The sequence below is a fragment of the Pseudomonas linyingensis genome (assembly GCF_900109175.1).
Lineage (GTDB): Bacteria > Pseudomonadota > Gammaproteobacteria > Pseudomonadales > Pseudomonadaceae > Geopseudomonas > Geopseudomonas linyingensis.
Window position 1 is genome coordinate 134,010 of sequence record NZ_FNZE01000001.1, and the last position, 14,154, is coordinate 148,163.

Here is a 14,154-nt window from a genome sequence, read left to right on the forward strand (position 1 = left end):
TCGATCCCTGTCGCCTCAACTGGTGGCCGCCTCGGGTCACCCTGTTCGTTCACTGCACATGTCGCGTGGCGCTCTCCGTGGCGGAGAGTGCTGCAGTTTAACCTGACCATCGCCCACACCTCTGTTGTTTTGTAATGGATTGTTCGGCAGCTGGTAGTTCATGTGTGGCGGAGGGCGTCGGGCCTGGCCCTGGCGGTCGCCGCTGAGTGTTGTTGTGTATTCTCCTTCTGGGTGGGGTGCCGCAGACGACCGGACCGAGCCGGTCGTAACGGCGGGGCGACAGGCCGACCCTGGCGCCCGCCGCTTCTGTGGGTTACTTGCGGATGATGTTTTTCTCCGGGCCGTAGGGGAACTTGGTGATGTTCTCGGCGCCGTTCTCGGTGACGATCAGGATGTCGTGCTCGCGGTAGCCGCCGGCGCCCGGCAGGCCCTCGGGCAGCATGATCATCGGCTCGATGGATACCACCATGCCCGGTTCCAGCACGGTGTCGATGTCCTCGCGCAGTTCCAGCCCGGCCTCGCGGCCGTAGTAGTGGCTGAGGGTACCGAAGGAGTGGCCGTAGCCGAAGGTGCGGTACTGCAGCAGGTCGTGGCTGAGGAAGATCTCGTTCAGCTCCTTGGCGATGTCGCAGCAGCGCATGCCCGGCTTGATCAGCTTGAGGCCGGCCTCGTGCACCTCGACGTTGGCCAGCCACAGGCGCAGGTGGTCGTCGGAGCAGTGATCGAGGAACAGGGTGCGCTCCAGCGCGGTGTAGTAGCCGGCGATCATCGGGAAGCAGTTCAGGCTGAGGATGTCGCCCTTGTTCACCTTGCGGGTGGTCACCGGGTTGTGCGCGCCGTCGGTGTTGATGCCGGACTGGAACCAGGTCCAGGTGTCCATCAGCTCGACGTCCTCGAAGGTATCGGCGATGGCGCGGACCATGGCCTGGGTGGCGTGCAGGGCCACTTCGTATTCCGGCACCTGGTCACGCAGCGCCTCGACCACCGCGGCACCGCCGATGTCGGCGATGCGCGCGCCGTGGCGGATCATCACGTGCTCCTCGGCGGACTTGATCATGCGCATGCGCATGCACTGCGCGGCGACGTCGACCAGCTCGGCGTCCGGATAGCGGGCGGCCAGCTTGTCGCGGTTCTGCAGGTTCAGGTGGTCGAACTCGATGCCGATGCGGCGGGCCCTGGGCAGCGCCTGCTGGATGGCGACGAAGTAGTTATCGCGCTGCCAGTCGGTGTAGACGATGTTGTCGGTACCCTGGGTGCGGCGCCATGGCTGGCCGCCGTCGATGTTGGCGCTGATGCTGACCACGGCGTCCTGGGTCACCACCAGGGCGTAGGGGCGGCCGAACGAGCAGTACAGGAAGTCGCTGTAGTAGTTGATGTTGTGGTACGAGGTGAAGATCGCCGCATCGAGGTTTTCCGCCGCCAGATGGGCGCGCAGCTTGGCCTGGCGGTTGGCGTATTCCTGGACGGAGAACGTCGACTTGACCTTTTCGCCGTTCCGGATCCGGATGGTTTTGGGCATCTGCATGGCGTGAATCCTTGTGATCGTTGTGTGGACGACGCGCCGGTTCTGGCGTGCCGTTGGATTGCATTGCAACAGAGCCAACCGGTTGGTTTTTGCACGTTTCCGACCTGAAGTTGATCGGATCCGCTGTCGTTGGCCGGCGGGTAGACTTCCCCGCGGGCATGCTTGGCGTCGGAAAAATGGCCGTCGGTATAGCGCAGGGAAGGGCGCCCTCGCCACTAGATGACAGGCGTGCAGCATGCGGCGTCCGTACGGCTTCCTGCCGGGGCGGGGCGCGCGCTGCAAAAAAAGGCCCGGACCGTGCGGTCTGCACGGGCGGGCCCGAGGGTGGGTGAACGCGGGATCAGTGTAGGAGCGGGTGGTCCGCGTGCGGACTGGTCGGGCGCTCGGTGCTGGGCGGGATGCCGAAGTGCTCGCGATAGCAGCGCGAAAAGCTCTGCGCCGAGAGGAATCCGCAGCTGCGGGCCACCGCGATGATGGGCTGGTCGGTCTGCTTGAGCAGCTGGCGGGCACGCAGCAGGCGTAGCTTGAGGTAGTAGCGCGACGGCGAGCAGTTCAGGTGTTTCTGGAACAGCCGCTCCAGCTGGCGTCGCGACAACGCGATGTAACCGGCCAACAGCTCGAGTTCGATGGGTTTCTCGAGGTTGTTCTCCATCAGCGGGATCACTACCGCGAGCTTGGGATGACCGATGCCGCGCAGCCGCACCGGCGCCAGCCGTGGGTCGGCCGGATCGGCAGGCAAGTGGGCGAAGGCCAGGGTTTCGTCGATCGCCGCCATCAGCTCGGCGCCGTGGCTGCGTCCGATCAGCTGCAGCATCATCGCCTGCCCGGCGGTGCCACCGACCGCGGTGTAGCGGTCGCGGTCGAGGACGAAGTGCCGCGGGCTGAGGGAGATGGCCGGGAAGTCCGTGTGCAGGTCCGGTCGGAACTCCCAGCTGCTGCAGTGGTAGCCGTCGAGCAGGCCGGCGTGTGCCAGCGTCCAGCTGCCTGTACCGAGTGCACCGAGGTGCACACCGCGGGCGGCCTGCTCGCGCAGCAGGCGGGTGTGCGCCGGGTCGTCGTGCCCGCCCGTGCCCTCGCCGCCGCAGAGGATCAGTGCATCTGCCGCAGCCTGGCCGCGCGCGGCGCCGTCCGGGGAAACCAGCATGCCGTTGCTGGCGCGCACCGGGCGACCGTCAAGGGTTAGGGTGTGCCAGTGGAACAGGTCGCGGCCGCTCAATTGGTTGGCCATTCGCAGCGGCTCGACCGCTGCCGCCAGGGCGACCAGGCTGAAGTGCTCGACCAGCAGGAAGGCGATGGACTCCAGGGGGCGTGGCTCGGGCGCCCGGTTTGGCATGGCGGTCATGGGGCGGTTCTCCTGAACAGGGGCGCGGGCATCAACACTCGATGGCGCTGACCGCCAGGCCGCCGCGCGAAGTCTCCTTGTACTTGTCGTGCATGTCGGCACCGGTGTCACGCATGGTGCGGATAACCCGATCCAGCGAGATGAAGTGCTCGCCGTCGCCGCGCAAGGCCATCTGCGCGGCGTTGATCGCCTTCACTGCGGCGATGGCGTTGCGTTCGATGCACGGTATCTGCACCAGCCCGCCGACCGGGTCGCAGGTCAGCCCGAGATTGTGCTCCAGGCCGATCTCGGCGGCGTTTTCCAGCTGTCCCGGGGTGGCGCCGAGCACCTCGGCGAGACCGGCCGCGGCCATCGCGCAGGCCGAACCGACCTCGCCCTGGCAGCCGACCTCGGCACCGGAGATCGATGCGTTCTTCTTGCACAGGACGCCCACTGCCGCTGCAGCGAGCAGGTAGTTGACCACGTCGTCCTCGCACGCCTCGGGGTTGAAACGCATGTAGTAATGCAGCACCGCCGGGATGATCCCGGCCGCGCCGTTGGTGGGCGCGGTGACCATGCGCCCGCCAGCGGCGTTCTCCTCGTTGACCGCCAGGGCGTAAAGGTTGACCCACTCCATCGCCGACAGGGTCGAGCCGATCACGTTGGGCTTGCCAATCTCCTGCAGGCTGCGGTGCAGGCGCGCGGCGCGGCGCAGTACCTTGAGGCCGCCGGGGAGCAGACCCTCGTGCTTGAGGCCGTTGGCCACGCACTCCTGCATCACGCTCCACAGCTTGAGCAGGCCGGTGCGGATCTCGGCCTCGCTGCGCCAGACCTTCTCGTTGGCCAGCATCAGTTCGGAAACGCGCAGTCCGTGCTGGCGGCACAGCCGCAGCAGTTCGTCGGCGCTGGAGAAGTTGTAGGGCAGCACCGACTGGTCCCGGTCGAGCTGGCCGGCGGTGGCCTGCTCGGCATCGACCACGAAGCCGCCGCCCACCGAGTAGTAGGTGTCCTGGCGCAGTTCGCGGTCCTCGCCCCAGGCGATCAGGGTCATGGCGTTGGGATGGTAGGGCAGGTTCTCGTCGAGCAGGCGCATGTCGCGCGCCCAGTCGAAGGGCACCGGCTGCTGGCCGCCGAGCATCAGCTCGCCGGAGGCGAGCAGTTCGTCGATGCGCGGGGCGATGCTGGCCGGATCGATGAGGTCGGGCCATTCGCCCATCAGGCCCATGATCACCGCGCGGTCGCTGCCGTGGCCGACGCCGGTGGCTGACAGCGAGCCGTACAGGCGCACCTCGACGCGGGTGATGCGCTCAAGCAGGCGGCGCTCGCGCAGGGCGCCAACGAACAGGGCGGCGGCGCGCATGGGGCCGACGGTATGCGAGCTGGACGGGCCGATACCGATCTTGAACAGGTCGAACACGCTGATGGCCATGACGGACTCCTTAACCGATGACGCGGGTTGCGGCTGATTGTCTGTGGCGGCGGCGCGGAACAACTGTCCAGGTTCGACGCGAAAGTGTCCGCATTCGCCCTGCTTGGTTGTCCGCAGGGCGGTTGTGGAAGTTGTTCACATGGGCAGTGAACAGGGCTGTGAATAACTTGTCGGCAGCCGCCTGGATCCCTGGCATGTCGCGGTTTTCCAGTGCTTGCGCAAATTTCGAGCGGCGACCGCCGGAGGACCCGTGCGATTGGACACAGTTTCGGTGCGGCAGTCTGTGGACAACTTGTGCGGCGATCGCTGCAGGCTTGAGGCGGCGGGGCCTGCGCTCGGTTGGCTGTTTTTTGAACAGCTGAGTGGCCAGAGGCCTACCCGCTTTCGCCGGCCGCTGGGCAGAAAGAAGGTTGGCGGGGCCGCCGGCAAGCCGCTGCCGACCCAGTACAACGGCCTGCCGCCGCGGGCCAGCAATGGCGGCATGGCGTGGAGCAAGGGCAGGAAGAAACCGAGCGGCAAGCGCCCCGGCGCGCGCTGAGCGCAGCCATGAGCCCGTGGCGCGGGCTCGTTGGTCGGTGAGGAAGTGCGAGGGCGCTGCCGCCGTCGGCGGCCGGCGCCTCAGTGCAGGACGGCGCGGTGCGGGGTGCCGTCGCAGTGCTGGCTCAGCCAGTCCTGCAGGCGCTGCAGCAGCTGCAGGCCGACCAGCTCGCCACGCTCGTGGCGCTTGATCATCTCGAGCACTTCCAGGCACAGCGCGTTGTGTTCGGCGAGGTGGGCGTCGTCGATCGGGCTGCCCAGCTCGACAAAGGCTTCCTCCTCGCTGACCAGTGATTGCAGCAGACCGCTCATCAGCTGCGTGAGGCAGTCGCCGACCGCTTGCTGGGCGCTGTTCAGCTGCAGGCGTGCACTGAGGGTTTCCGCCAGCTGAGTCAGCCAGCAGCGTTGCGCCTCGATGACGGCAATACCGCGCAGTCCTTGTTCGATCCAGGGTGTGAAATTGGTCATGTGGTGTCCCCTTGGTAAGAATCCATCTTTTTATGTGCCGCTGTAGTCGCGGCTTGCGGTGTTGCGCCGGGCAGAGTAGCGGCCGGTTGTGACAACTCGATGGCGCTGGCGGCCTCTAGCGGCCCAGGCGGCGCAGTTCGTCGGACTCGACGATGCGTATGCCCTGTCCCTCTTCCAGTGCCAGGCGCCAAAGGGCCCGCGCCAGCGTGCATACGGAAATGGCACGCCACTTTCCAAGCAATACGCGTGCCAGTGGTGCGGTGACCTGTTCGAGCGGGCGCCGCTGGCAGCGCTCGCCGAGCAGCAGCGAGGGGCGGGCGATGGTCAGTTGTGGCCAGTTCTGGGCCTTGAGGGCTTCTTCCATCTCGCCCTTGACCCGGCTGTAGAGCACGCGCGAGTGAGGATCGGCGCCCAGCGAGCTGAGCACCACGAAGTGGCGGGCGCCCAGTTCGCGCGCGCGCTGGGCGCAGGCGATCACCAGGTCGTGGTCGATGGCGCGGAAGGCCGATTCGGAGCCGGCCTGGCGCAGGGTGGTGCCCAGGCAGCAGAACACGGTGTCGATCGGACCCTGCAGCTGCTGGAGGATTTCCAGCAGGTTGCCGCGCGGGTTTTCCAGATGAGGGTGCGTCGATAGCGGGCGACGGCTGGGGGCCAGTACCCGCTGGATGGTGGGTTCGCTGAGCACACGGTCGAGCAGGTGCTCGCCGGTCAGACCACTGGCGCCGAGAATAAGCAGGTTGCGGGGACTGTTGGTGTGCGGCATGGGCTGCTCGTTCTGCTTGTTATGCTTGCCCGCGCTGGTCGCGCGCTCATGTCTCTAGATCAGCATGGGCAATCGGCTGTGGTCAAGTCGACCCAAGTGTAATTGGTGTTGGCGGCTCTATAATGCGGCCGAGTTCATGGAGGTGTTGCGATGCTGTTGCGAGGTATTAGCTGGCTGGTGCTGTTCCAGCTGCTGGGCACGGGGCTGAATGTGCTGCTGTTGCCGATGCTGCCGGGGCCGATCATCGGCATGCTGCTGCTGTTCGCCTTCCTGGTCTGGCGCGGCGAGGTGCCGGCGCCGGTCGGCGAGGCGGGCGGTGCCCTGCTGCGCTACCTGCCGCTGCTGCTGGTGCCGCCAGCGGTGGGGGTGATGGCCTACGCTGGGGCGATCGCCGCCGATTTCTGGGCGCTGGCCGGCACCCTGGTGCTGTCGACGCTGCTAGCCATGCTGTTTGCCGGCTGGCTGATGCAGAGGCTGATCGACCGCCAGCAGCGCCGCGAGGAGGGCAAGGCATGAGTGGCACTTTGACTGCAGCCCTGCAGGCGATCCTCGATCATCCACTGTTCGGCTTCGGCATCACCCTCGGCGCCTACCAGCTGGCCCTGGCGCTGTTCGAACGTACCCGCTGGGTGTTCCTGCAGCCGGTGCTGCTGTCGATGACCCTGGTGGTCGCTGTGCTGCTGCTGTGCGGCATCGACTACGCCGAGTATCGCGCCAGCGTGAGCATGCTTTCGGTGTTCCTCGGTCCGGCCACGGTGGCCCTGGCCATCCCGCTGTTCCTCAACCTCAGGCGCATCCGCCAGCTGCTCTGGCCGACCCTGCTGACCCTGGCGCTGGCCGGCAGCCTGGCTACCGCGCTGGGCATCGGTTTCGCCTGGCTGTTCGGCGCCGACCACGTGATGCAGATGACCGTGCTGCCCAAGTCGGTGACCTCGCCGATCGCCATGCTGATCGCCGAGCAGCTCGGCGGCATCGCCGCGCTGGCGGCGGTGTTCGTGCTGATCGTCGGGGTGATCGGGGCGATCTTCGGTCCCGGACTGCTGACCGGCATCGGCGTACGCAGCCCGGCGGCGCGCGGCATGGCACTGGGCATCACCGCCCACGCGGTGGGGACTGCCCAGGCGCTGCAGGAGGGCGAGGAAACCGGCGCCTTCTCGGCCCTGGCGATGAGCCTGATGGGCGGCGCCACGGCGATCCTGCTGCCGCTGGTGGTGGCCATGGTCGCCTGAGCGGGCGCGCTTCAGTAGCGATAAAGCACGCTGCCAGCGGCGCTGTGGACAGCTAACAGAGCGCCGAGCAGCAGGAGTGGTGCCAGTGTCCACCACAGGAGCTGGCCAAGTGCGGGCAGCGGTGTGTGGCGCTGCACCAGCAACAGGCTGAGCGCGCAGATGCTGCCGGCCAGCAGGGCGCCTGCCAGCACGTCGGTCGGCCAGTGCACGCCCAGGTAGATCCGTGAGATGGCGATGGCGATGGCCGGCAGGCTGGCCAGCAGCAGCCAGCCGAGACGAATGCGTGCCAGTGCGCCGCGGCCGGCGAGCACGCCGAGCACCAGACAGAAGGCGAAAGCCGCCGAGCTGTGGCCGCTGGGCAGGCTGAAGCTGTCCAGCGGCTGCAGCAGGATGTCCGGACGGGGGCGGGCGAACAGCAGCTTGAGCGCCTGATTGGCCAGTGCGCTGCCGCCCAGGCACAGGGTGGCGAACAGCAGCGCGCGCCACTGGCGGGCCGCCAGCAACAGCAGGCCGAGCAGCAGGGCGGCACCGAGCTGCACGGTGACGTCGCCGAGGCGGGTCAGTTGCGCCATCCAGGCGTCCAGTTCAAGGCTGCGCAGCCCCTGCAGCAGCTCGAGCAGCGCCTGGTCGAGCACGGCGAAATGACGCCAGCCGACGAACAGGGCGAGCAGCAGGGTCGCGCTCAGTGCGGCGGCCAGCGGTGCCGCCGCCCGCCGCTCGCGCAGACTGGTCTGGGCGGTCAGGCCGAGCAGTGCCGTCAGGGCGCCGCCGAGCAGACCGGCCTGCCACCAGAAGCCATCCGGCAGCGGCAGACGCAGGGCGGCGCCGGTCAGCCAGCCGGGCAGCAGGTAGGCCACCGCCCAGGCCGCGGCGGCCAGCAGGCTGACGGCGATGAAGCGCAGCAGCGGCATGTCGAGCATGCCGGCGACGGTCGGCAGCATCGGCCTGAGCGGGCCGATGAAGCGGCCGACCAACAGGCTGGCGACGCCATAGCGCTGGAAGTAGAACTCGGCCTGGGCCAGCCATTCCGGGTGCTGGCGCAGGAAGGGCAGTCGGCGGATGTCCTGATGGAAGCGGCGGCCGAGGGCGTAGGACAGCGCATCGCCGAGCAGACCGCCAGCGTAGCCGAGCAGCAGGGTTGGCCACAGCTCGAGGGCACCTCCGCCGGCCAGGGCGGCGACGGCGAACAGCAGCACGACGCCGGGGATCAGCAGGCCGACGATGGTCAGACATTCGATGCAGGCGATCAGGAAGATGGCCAGGCCCAGCCACTGGGGATGAGTGCCCAGCCAGGCGGTGAGGGGATCGAGCCACTGGCTCATGGGTCTTGCTCCTTGACGTCGATCAGCTGGAAGTCCGTTCCTTCGCGCTGGCCGCGGCGCAGCGGGTTGCGCGTGCAGTGGCGGGCGCAGGCAACGTCGACGAAGCGGTATGGCAGGTGCTCGTCGCGCCCAAGCGGAATGCCCAAGCGGGTGGTCTGCACGATCTGCGCCGGCCGCTCGCCGACATCCTCGACGAACAGCCGTTGCCAGTCGAAGCGCTGGCCATCCCACTCGCGCACCTTGAGGCCGAGGGCGCGGCACAGCAGGGTCTGCCCGGCGCAGAGCTTTTCCGCCGGGCGTGGGCGGCCCTGGCGGTCGGGGTTGTTGGCTTGCATGCGCGCCAGCGCGGCGGCGCCGCTGAGCGCATCCTGCCAGGGCAGGGCGGACTTGATCAGCACCGCGTTGCCCGCGCCGTGGGCGCTGAAGTTCAGCGAGTCGCCGCCGCGGGCGTAGTACATGTAGATATGCCCGCCATCGAGGAACAGTGCTCGGCGCTTTTCCGTGTAACCCAGCGAAGCATGGCTGCCCCGTTCGGCCAGGTAGTAGGCCTCGGTCTCGATGATCCGCGCGCTCAGCCACAGCCCGTCGACCCGGTGGCGGATCACCTTGCCGAGCAGTTCGCGGGCGACCAGGCAGGCGTCGCGGTCGAAGAAGGCGTCCGCCAGTGGCCGGGCGCCGGGCCAGGGCAGGCGGGATGGGGAGATGGTGGGCGGCATGGGGGCAACTGACAGGGAATTTCGGCCAGCATAGCAAGCGGACGGTGCGCCCGGCTGTCCGCGGCGCTGGGCGTGGCCATGGTGGCGGGGCTATAATCAGCGACTTTTTCCAGACGCCGGATCGCCGAGACCATGACCGAGTCCGTACTCGACTACATGACCCGCCTGGGTCGCGCCGCACGCGAAGCTTCGCGCGTCACCGCGCGCGCCACTACCGCGCAGAAGAACAACGCCCTGCTGGCTGCTGCGCGCGCCCTCGATGCCGCGCGCGCCGCCCTGCTGGCCGCCAACGAGCAGGACCTGGCCAATGGCCGCACCAATGGTCTCGACGCCGCGCTGCTCGACCGTCTGGCGCTGACCCCGGCGCGCATCGACGGCATGATCGAGGGCCTGCGCCAGGTCGCCAGCTTGCCCGATCCGGTCGGCGCGATCCGCGACATGAGCTACCGGCCGTCCGGCATCCAGGTCGGCAAGATGCGCGTGCCGCTGGGCGTGATCGGCATCATCTACGAGTCGCGGCCCAACGTGACCATCGACGCCGCCAGCCTGTGCCTGAAGTCCGGCAACGCCACCATCCTGCGCGGCGGCTCCGAGGCGATCCATTCCAATCGCGCCGTCGCCACCTGCATCCAGCAGGGCCTGGCCGAAGCCGGTCTGCCGCCGGCCTGCGTGCAGGTGGTGGAAACCACCGACCGCGCCGCCGTCGGCGCGCTGATCGCCATGCCCGAGTTCGTCGACGTCATCGTGCCGCGCGGCGGCAAGGGTCTGATCGAGCGCATCAGCCGCGACGCGCGGGTGCCGGTGATCAAGCACCTCGACGGCATCTGCCACGTCTACGTCGCCGCCCATGCCGAGCTGGACAAGGCGCAGCGCGTGGCCTTCAACGCCAAGTGCCACCGCTACGGCATCTGCGGCGCGATGGAGACCCTGCTGGTCGACCAGTGCGTGGCCGCCGAATTCCTGCCGAAGATGGCTGCCCAGTTCCGTGACAAGGGCGTCGAACTGCGCGGCTGCGCACGCACTCGCGCCATCGTTGCGGATGTGCTGGAAGCGACCGAGGAAGACTGGCACACCGAATACCTCGCGGCGATCCTGTCGATCCGCGTGGTCGACGGCCTGGATCAGGCCATCGAGCACATCAACCACTACGGCTCGCACCACACCGATGCGATCGTCACCGAACACCAGGGCCAGGCCCGGCGCTTCCTCGCCGAGGTGGATTCCAGCTCGGTGATGCTCAACGCACCGACCTGCTTCGCCGACGGCTTCGAATACGGCCTGGGTGCCGAGATCGGCATTTCCACCGACAAGCTGCACGCCCGCGGTCCGGTCGGCCTGGAAGGCCTGACCTGCGAGAAGTACGTGGTGATCGGCGACGGTCACGTGCGCGGCTGATGACCCAACGCATCGGTCTGCTCGGTGGCACCTTCGACCCCATCCACATCGGCCACCTGCGCGCCGCGCTGGAGGTGGCCGAACAGTTCGCCCTCGACGAGCTGCGCCTGATTCCCAGCGCCCGCCCGCCGCACCGCGGTACGCCGCAGGTCAGCGCGCAGGCGCGTCTGGACATGGTGCGCCTGGCGGTGGACGGCGTTCCGCCGCTGGTGGTGGATGACCGCGAGCTGTGGCGCGACAAGCCGTCGTGGACCATCGATACCCTGGAGTCGCTGCGCGCCGAGCTGGGCGCCGACGTCCAGTTGCTGCTGCTGGTCGGCTGGGACGCCTTCTGCGGTCTGCCGACCTGGCATCGCTGGCAGGAACTGCTCGACCACTGCCACATTCTGGTGCTGCAGCGGCCGGACGCCGACAGCGACGCGCCGGAGATGCTGCGCGACCTGCTGGCCGCGCGCAGCGTGGCCGATCCTCAGGCGCTCAAGGGCCCGGCCGGGCAGATCGCCTTCGTCTGGCAGATGCCACTGGCGATTTCCGCCACGCAGATCCGCGAGCGCCTGGCCGGTGCTCGCTCCGTTCGTTTTCTGGTGCCCGACGCGGTGCTGGCCTACATCCATGAGCACGGTCTGTACCGTGCCACCCCTTCGACACAAGAGTGAACATTTGACAATGCAATCCGAACAACTGGTCCAGGTGGTCATTGCCGCCCTGGAAGACATGAAAGCCACCGACATCACCAGCATCGACGTGCGCGACAAGACCAGCATCACCGATTTCATGGTGATCGCCTCGGGTAGCTCCAGCCGTCACGTCAAGTCGCTGGCCGACACCGTGCTGGAGAAGGTCAAGGCGCAGGGCGTCAAGCCGATCGGCAGCGAAGGCCTGGACAGCGGCGAGTGGGGCCTGCTCGACCTCGGCAACGTGGTGGTGCACGTCATGCAGCCGGCCACCCGCCAGTTCTACGACCTCGAGCGCCTGTGGCAGGGCGCCGAGCAGAGCCGCGCCCAGCACGCTGACGAGTAAGCGGCGGGCATGCGCATCCGACTGATTGCCGTAGGCTCGCGCATGCCGCGCTGGGTCGAGGACGGCTGGCAGGAGTACGTCAAGCGCCTGCCGCCGGAGCTGACCCTCGAGCTGGTGGAGATTCCGCTCAGTACCCGCGGCAAGAACGCCGACATTGCCCGCCTGATCCGTCAGGAGGGCGAGGCGATGCTGGCGCGGGTGCAGCCCGGCGAACGGGTGGTCACCCTCGAGGTCCACGGCAAGCCGTGGAGCACCGAGCAGCTGGCCGTCGAGCTGGATCGCTGGCGCCTCGACGCGCGCACCGTCAACCTGATGGTCGGCGGCCCGGAAGGGCTGGCGCCGGAGGTCTGCGCGCGCAGCGAGCAGCGCTGGTCGCTGTCGCCACTGACCCTGCCGCACCCGCTGGTGCGCGTGCTGCTCGGCGAACAGATCTACCGGGCCTGGACCGTGCTGTCCGGCCATCCGTACCACAAGTAGCGCCCGTCCCCGCCCATGCCGCAGCCGATCCAGCTCAAGGACCACGAACGCGACGCCCGTCTGGTGCGCAGTCGCGCCGTCGTCGGCGCGATCTTCGTGCTGCTGCTGACCGGTGTGCTGGTGGCGCGCATGTACTTCCTGCAGGTGATCCAGTACGAGCACCACTCGACGCTGGCCGAGAACAACCGCATCCACGTGCAGCCGCTGCCGCCGACCCGCGGGCTGATCTACGACCGCAACGGGGTGATCATCGCCGACAACCGGCCGAGCTTCAGCCTGACGGTGAGCCGCGAGCGCGCCGGCGACTGGCCGCAAGTGCTCGACAGCGTCGTCGAGGTGCTGGGGCTGGGCGAGGAGGAGCGTGCGCTGTTCGAGAAGCGCCTGCGCCAGGGACGCCGGCCGTTCGAGCCGGTGCCGATCCTGTTCGAGCTGAGCGAGGAGCAGATCGCCCGCATCGCGGTCAACCAGTTCCGCCTGCCGGGGGTCGACGTGGTCGCCCAGCTGGTGCGCCACTACCCGCAGGGCGAGCACTTCGCCCATTCGGTCGGCTACGTCGGGCGGATCAACGAGCGCGAGCTCAAGCAACTCGATCCGGTCGACTACAGCGGCACCCACCATATCGGCAAGACCGGTACCGAGAAGTTCTACGAGGACCTGCTGCACGGCCAGGTCGGCTACGAAGAGGTCGAGACCAACGCCCGCGGCCGCGTGTTGCGGGTGCTCAAGCACACCGATCCGGTGCCGGGCAAGGACATCACCCTGCACCTCGATCTCAAGCTGCAGGAGGCCGCCGAGGCGGCGCTGGCCGGCCGGCGTGGCGCGATCATCGCCCTCGAGCCGGCCACCGGAGGGGTGCTGGCGATGGTCAGCCAGCCCAGCTACAACCCCAACCTGTTCGTCACCGGCATCGGCTTCAAGGAGTACGCCGCGTTGCGCGACTCCATTGACCGGCCGCTGTACAACCGCGTGCTGCGCGGCCTGTATCCGCCAGGTTCGACGATCAAGCCGCAGGTGGCGCTGGCCGGGCTGGACGCCGGGGTGATCAACGCGGCGTCGCGGGTCTACGACCCTGGCTTCTACCAGCTGCCCGGTAACACCCACAAATACCGCAACTGGAACCGCAGCGGCGACGGCTGGGTGAGCCTGGACCTGGCCCTGGCGCGCTCCAACGACACCTACTTCTACGACCTGGCGATCAAGCTCGGCATCGACCGCCTGCACCACTACATGAGCGCCTTCGGCCTCGGCCAGCGGGTGTCCCTTGACCTGTTCGAGGAAGCCTCCGGGTTGATGCCCTCGCGTGAATGGAAGCGCGTCAACCGCCGCCAGGGCTGGTATCCCGGCGAGACGGTGATCACCGGCATCGGCCAGGGCTACATGCTGACCACGCCGCTGCAGTTGGCCCAGGCCACCGCGCTGATCGCCAGTCGCGGTCAGTGGCGGCGCCCGCGCCTGCTCAAGGATGCCGACGGCATGACCCCCGAACAGCTGGTAGCCAGAGAACTGCTGGAGGCGGATGAGACGCCGCCGAATATCGTCGCCAAGGATCCCAGGTACTGGGATCAGGTCACCCACGGCATGGTCGAGGTGGTGCATGGCGAGCGTGGCACCGCCCGCAAGATCGGCCTCGGCTCGCCCTACCGGATCGCCGGCAAGAGCGGTACGGCGCAGGTGGTGGCGATCCGCCAAGGCGAACGCTACGACCGCAACAAGGTTCGCGAACGTCACCGCGACCACGCCCTGTTCGTCGCCTTCGCCCCGGCCGATGACCCGAAGATCGCTGTGGCGGTGATGGTGGAGAACGGCGAGTCCGGTTCCGGGGTGGCCGGCCCGGTGGCCAAGCAGGTGCTGGATGCCTGGCTGCTCGACGAGCAGGGTCGGCTCAAGGCCGAATTCGCGCTGCCGCAGACCGCAGAGGTGCCCCGTGAACAGTAATTTCGATCGCACCCTAT

General features: G+C 68.0%; 15 protein-coding genes. 8 read left to right on the forward strand and 7 right to left on the reverse strand.

Annotation, left to right across the window (positions count from 1 at the left end; all coding sequences use genetic code 11):
• Positions 1 to 313: 313 nt before the first annotated feature.
• The 3 genes from BMZ19_RS00665 to BMZ19_RS00675 all read right to left on the reverse strand — a co-directional run bounded on the left by BMZ19_RS00665 (position 314) and on the right by BMZ19_RS00675 (position 4,275).
• Complete coding sequence (locus BMZ19_RS00665) at positions 314 to 1,525, reverse strand: M24 family metallopeptidase (protein ID WP_090305323.1); 1,212 nt, start codon at positions 1,523 to 1,525, stop codon at positions 314 to 316.
• A gap of 340 nt (positions 1,526 to 1,865) precedes the next feature.
• Entirely contained in the window at positions 1,866 to 2,867 is a 1,002-nt protein-coding gene (locus tag BMZ19_RS00670; RefSeq protein WP_090305326.1) for a GlxA family transcriptional regulator, read from the reverse strand.
• A 31-nt stretch (positions 2,868 to 2,898) separates the two neighbouring features.
• A complete protein-coding gene (locus BMZ19_RS00675) occupies positions 2,899 to 4,275 on the reverse strand; it encodes an L-serine ammonia-lyase (protein WP_090305329.1) in 1,377 nt (458 codons plus the stop codon).
• Between the two features lie 256 nt (positions 4,276 to 4,531).
• Between BMZ19_RS00675 and BMZ19_RS22320 the strand changes: the two genes are divergently transcribed.
• Complete coding sequence (locus BMZ19_RS22320; RefSeq protein ID WP_170847683.1) at positions 4,532 to 4,813, forward strand: hypothetical protein; 282 nt, start codon at positions 4,532 to 4,534, stop codon at positions 4,811 to 4,813.
• A gap of 80 nt (positions 4,814 to 4,893) precedes the next feature.
• Here BMZ19_RS22320 and BMZ19_RS00685 read toward each other — a convergent pair whose 3' ends face one another.
• Positions 4,894 to 5,280: a hypothetical protein gene (locus tag BMZ19_RS00685; protein ID WP_090305335.1), complete on the reverse strand. Its 387-nt coding sequence runs from the start codon at positions 5,278 to 5,280 to the stop codon at positions 4,894 to 4,896.
• Between the two features lie 115 nt (positions 5,281 to 5,395).
• Positions 5,396 to 6,043, reverse strand: coding sequence for an oxidoreductase (locus tag BMZ19_RS00690; RefSeq protein ID WP_090305338.1), 648 nt, complete (start codon positions 6,041 to 6,043; stop codon positions 5,396 to 5,398).
• Positions 6,044 to 6,193: 150 nt separating this feature from the next.
• Here BMZ19_RS00690 and BMZ19_RS00695 point away from each other — a divergent pair, with 150 nt between their 5' ends.
• Positions 6,194 to 6,559: a CidA/LrgA family protein gene (locus BMZ19_RS00695; protein WP_090305341.1), complete on the forward strand. Its 366-nt coding sequence runs from the start codon at positions 6,194 to 6,196 to the stop codon at positions 6,557 to 6,559.
• Positions 6,556 to 7,272, forward strand: coding sequence for an LrgB family protein (locus tag BMZ19_RS00700; RefSeq protein WP_090305344.1), 717 nt, complete (start codon positions 6,556 to 6,558; stop codon positions 7,270 to 7,272). Before BMZ19_RS00695 ends, BMZ19_RS00700 begins: the two co-directional genes overlap by 4 nt.
• A gap of 11 nt (positions 7,273 to 7,283) precedes the next feature.
• Here BMZ19_RS00700 and BMZ19_RS00705 read toward each other — a convergent pair whose 3' ends face one another.
• Together BMZ19_RS00705 and BMZ19_RS00710 are read right to left on the reverse strand one after the other, a co-directional pair.
• Complete coding sequence (locus BMZ19_RS00705; RefSeq protein ID WP_090305347.1) at positions 7,284 to 8,594, reverse strand: bifunctional DedA family/phosphatase PAP2 family protein; 1,311 nt, start codon at positions 8,592 to 8,594, stop codon at positions 7,284 to 7,286.
• The gene (locus BMZ19_RS00710) at positions 8,591 to 9,310 is read right to left on the reverse strand and encodes a DNA-3-methyladenine glycosylase (protein WP_090305350.1); all 720 of its coding nucleotides are present in this window, start codon (positions 9,308 to 9,310) and stop codon (positions 8,591 to 8,593) included. Before BMZ19_RS00710 ends, BMZ19_RS00705 begins: the two co-directional genes overlap by 4 nt.
• A gap of 132 nt (positions 9,311 to 9,442) precedes the next feature.
• On the opposite strand from BMZ19_RS00710, the gene BMZ19_RS00715 reads away from it, so the two are divergent.
• The 5 genes from BMZ19_RS00715 to mrdA are packed head-to-tail and all read left to right on the forward strand — an operon-like array spanning position 9,443 to position 14,137.
• Positions 9,443 to 10,705, forward strand: coding sequence for a glutamate-5-semialdehyde dehydrogenase (locus tag BMZ19_RS00715; RefSeq protein WP_090305353.1), 1,263 nt, complete (start codon positions 9,443 to 9,445; stop codon positions 10,703 to 10,705).
• On the forward strand, positions 10,705 to 11,361 hold the full coding sequence (gene nadD, locus BMZ19_RS00720; protein WP_090305356.1) for a nicotinate-nucleotide adenylyltransferase: 657 nt from the start codon (positions 10,705 to 10,707) through the stop codon (positions 11,359 to 11,361). The genes BMZ19_RS00715 and nadD overlap by 1 nt, the downstream gene beginning before the upstream one ends.
• Positions 11,362 to 11,371: 10 nt before the next feature.
• Positions 11,372 to 11,725 (forward strand): ribosome silencing factor, encoded by a 354-nt coding sequence (rsfS, locus tag BMZ19_RS00725; RefSeq protein ID WP_090305359.1) that lies wholly within the window; start codon positions 11,372 to 11,374, stop codon positions 11,723 to 11,725.
• Positions 11,726 to 11,734: 9 nt separating this feature from the next.
• Positions 11,735 to 12,202 carry a 23S rRNA (pseudouridine(1915)-N(3))-methyltransferase RlmH gene (rlmH, locus tag BMZ19_RS00730; protein WP_090305363.1) on the forward strand — a complete coding sequence of 156 codons (468 nt, stop codon included), beginning with the start codon at positions 11,735 to 11,737 and terminating at the stop codon, positions 12,200 to 12,202.
• Positions 12,203 to 12,217: 15 nt separating this feature from the next.
• Complete coding sequence (mrdA, locus tag BMZ19_RS00735; protein ID WP_090305367.1) at positions 12,218 to 14,137, forward strand: penicillin-binding protein 2; 1,920 nt, start codon at positions 12,218 to 12,220, stop codon at positions 14,135 to 14,137.
• The last annotated feature ends 17 nt before the right edge of the window (positions 14,138 to 14,154 follow it).

Bases quoted from the DNA above. Each gene is read 5' to 3' on its own strand.
- BMZ19_RS00665 (WP_090305323.1), bottom strand. From the start codon at position 1,525: ATGCAGATGCCCAAAACCATCCGGATCCGGAACGGCGAAAAGGTCAAG.
- BMZ19_RS00670 (WP_090305326.1), bottom strand. From the start codon at position 2,867: ATGACCGCCATGCCAAACCGGGCGCCCGAGCCACGCCCCCTGGAGTCC.
- BMZ19_RS00675 (WP_090305329.1), bottom strand. From the start codon at position 4,275: ATGGCCATCAGCGTGTTCGACCTGTTCAAGATCGGTATCGGCCCGTCC.
- BMZ19_RS00685 (WP_090305335.1), bottom strand. From the start codon at position 5,280: ATGACCAATTTCACACCCTGGATCGAACAAGGACTGCGCGGTATTGCC.
- BMZ19_RS00690 (WP_090305338.1), bottom strand. From the start codon at position 6,043: ATGCCGCACACCAACAGTCCCCGCAACCTGCTTATTCTCGGCGCCAGT.
- BMZ19_RS00695 (WP_090305341.1), top strand. From the start codon at position 6,194: ATGCTGTTGCGAGGTATTAGCTGGCTGGTGCTGTTCCAGCTGCTGGGC.
- BMZ19_RS00700 (WP_090305344.1), top strand. From the start codon at position 6,556: ATGAGTGGCACTTTGACTGCAGCCCTGCAGGCGATCCTCGATCATCCA.
- BMZ19_RS00705 (WP_090305347.1), bottom strand. From the start codon at position 8,594: ATGAGCCAGTGGCTCGATCCCCTCACCGCCTGGCTGGGCACTCATCCC.
- BMZ19_RS00710 (WP_090305350.1), bottom strand. From the start codon at position 9,310: ATGCCGCCCACCATCTCCCCATCCCGCCTGCCCTGGCCCGGCGCCCGG.
- BMZ19_RS00715 (WP_090305353.1), top strand. From the start codon at position 9,443: ATGACCGAGTCCGTACTCGACTACATGACCCGCCTGGGTCGCGCCGCA.
- nadD (WP_090305356.1), top strand. From the start codon at position 10,705: ATGACCCAACGCATCGGTCTGCTCGGTGGCACCTTCGACCCCATCCAC.
- rsfS (WP_090305359.1), top strand. From the start codon at position 11,372: ATGCAATCCGAACAACTGGTCCAGGTGGTCATTGCCGCCCTGGAAGAC.
- rlmH (WP_090305363.1), top strand. From the start codon at position 11,735: ATGCGCATCCGACTGATTGCCGTAGGCTCGCGCATGCCGCGCTGGGTC.
- mrdA (WP_090305367.1), top strand. From the start codon at position 12,218: ATGCCGCAGCCGATCCAGCTCAAGGACCACGAACGCGACGCCCGTCTG.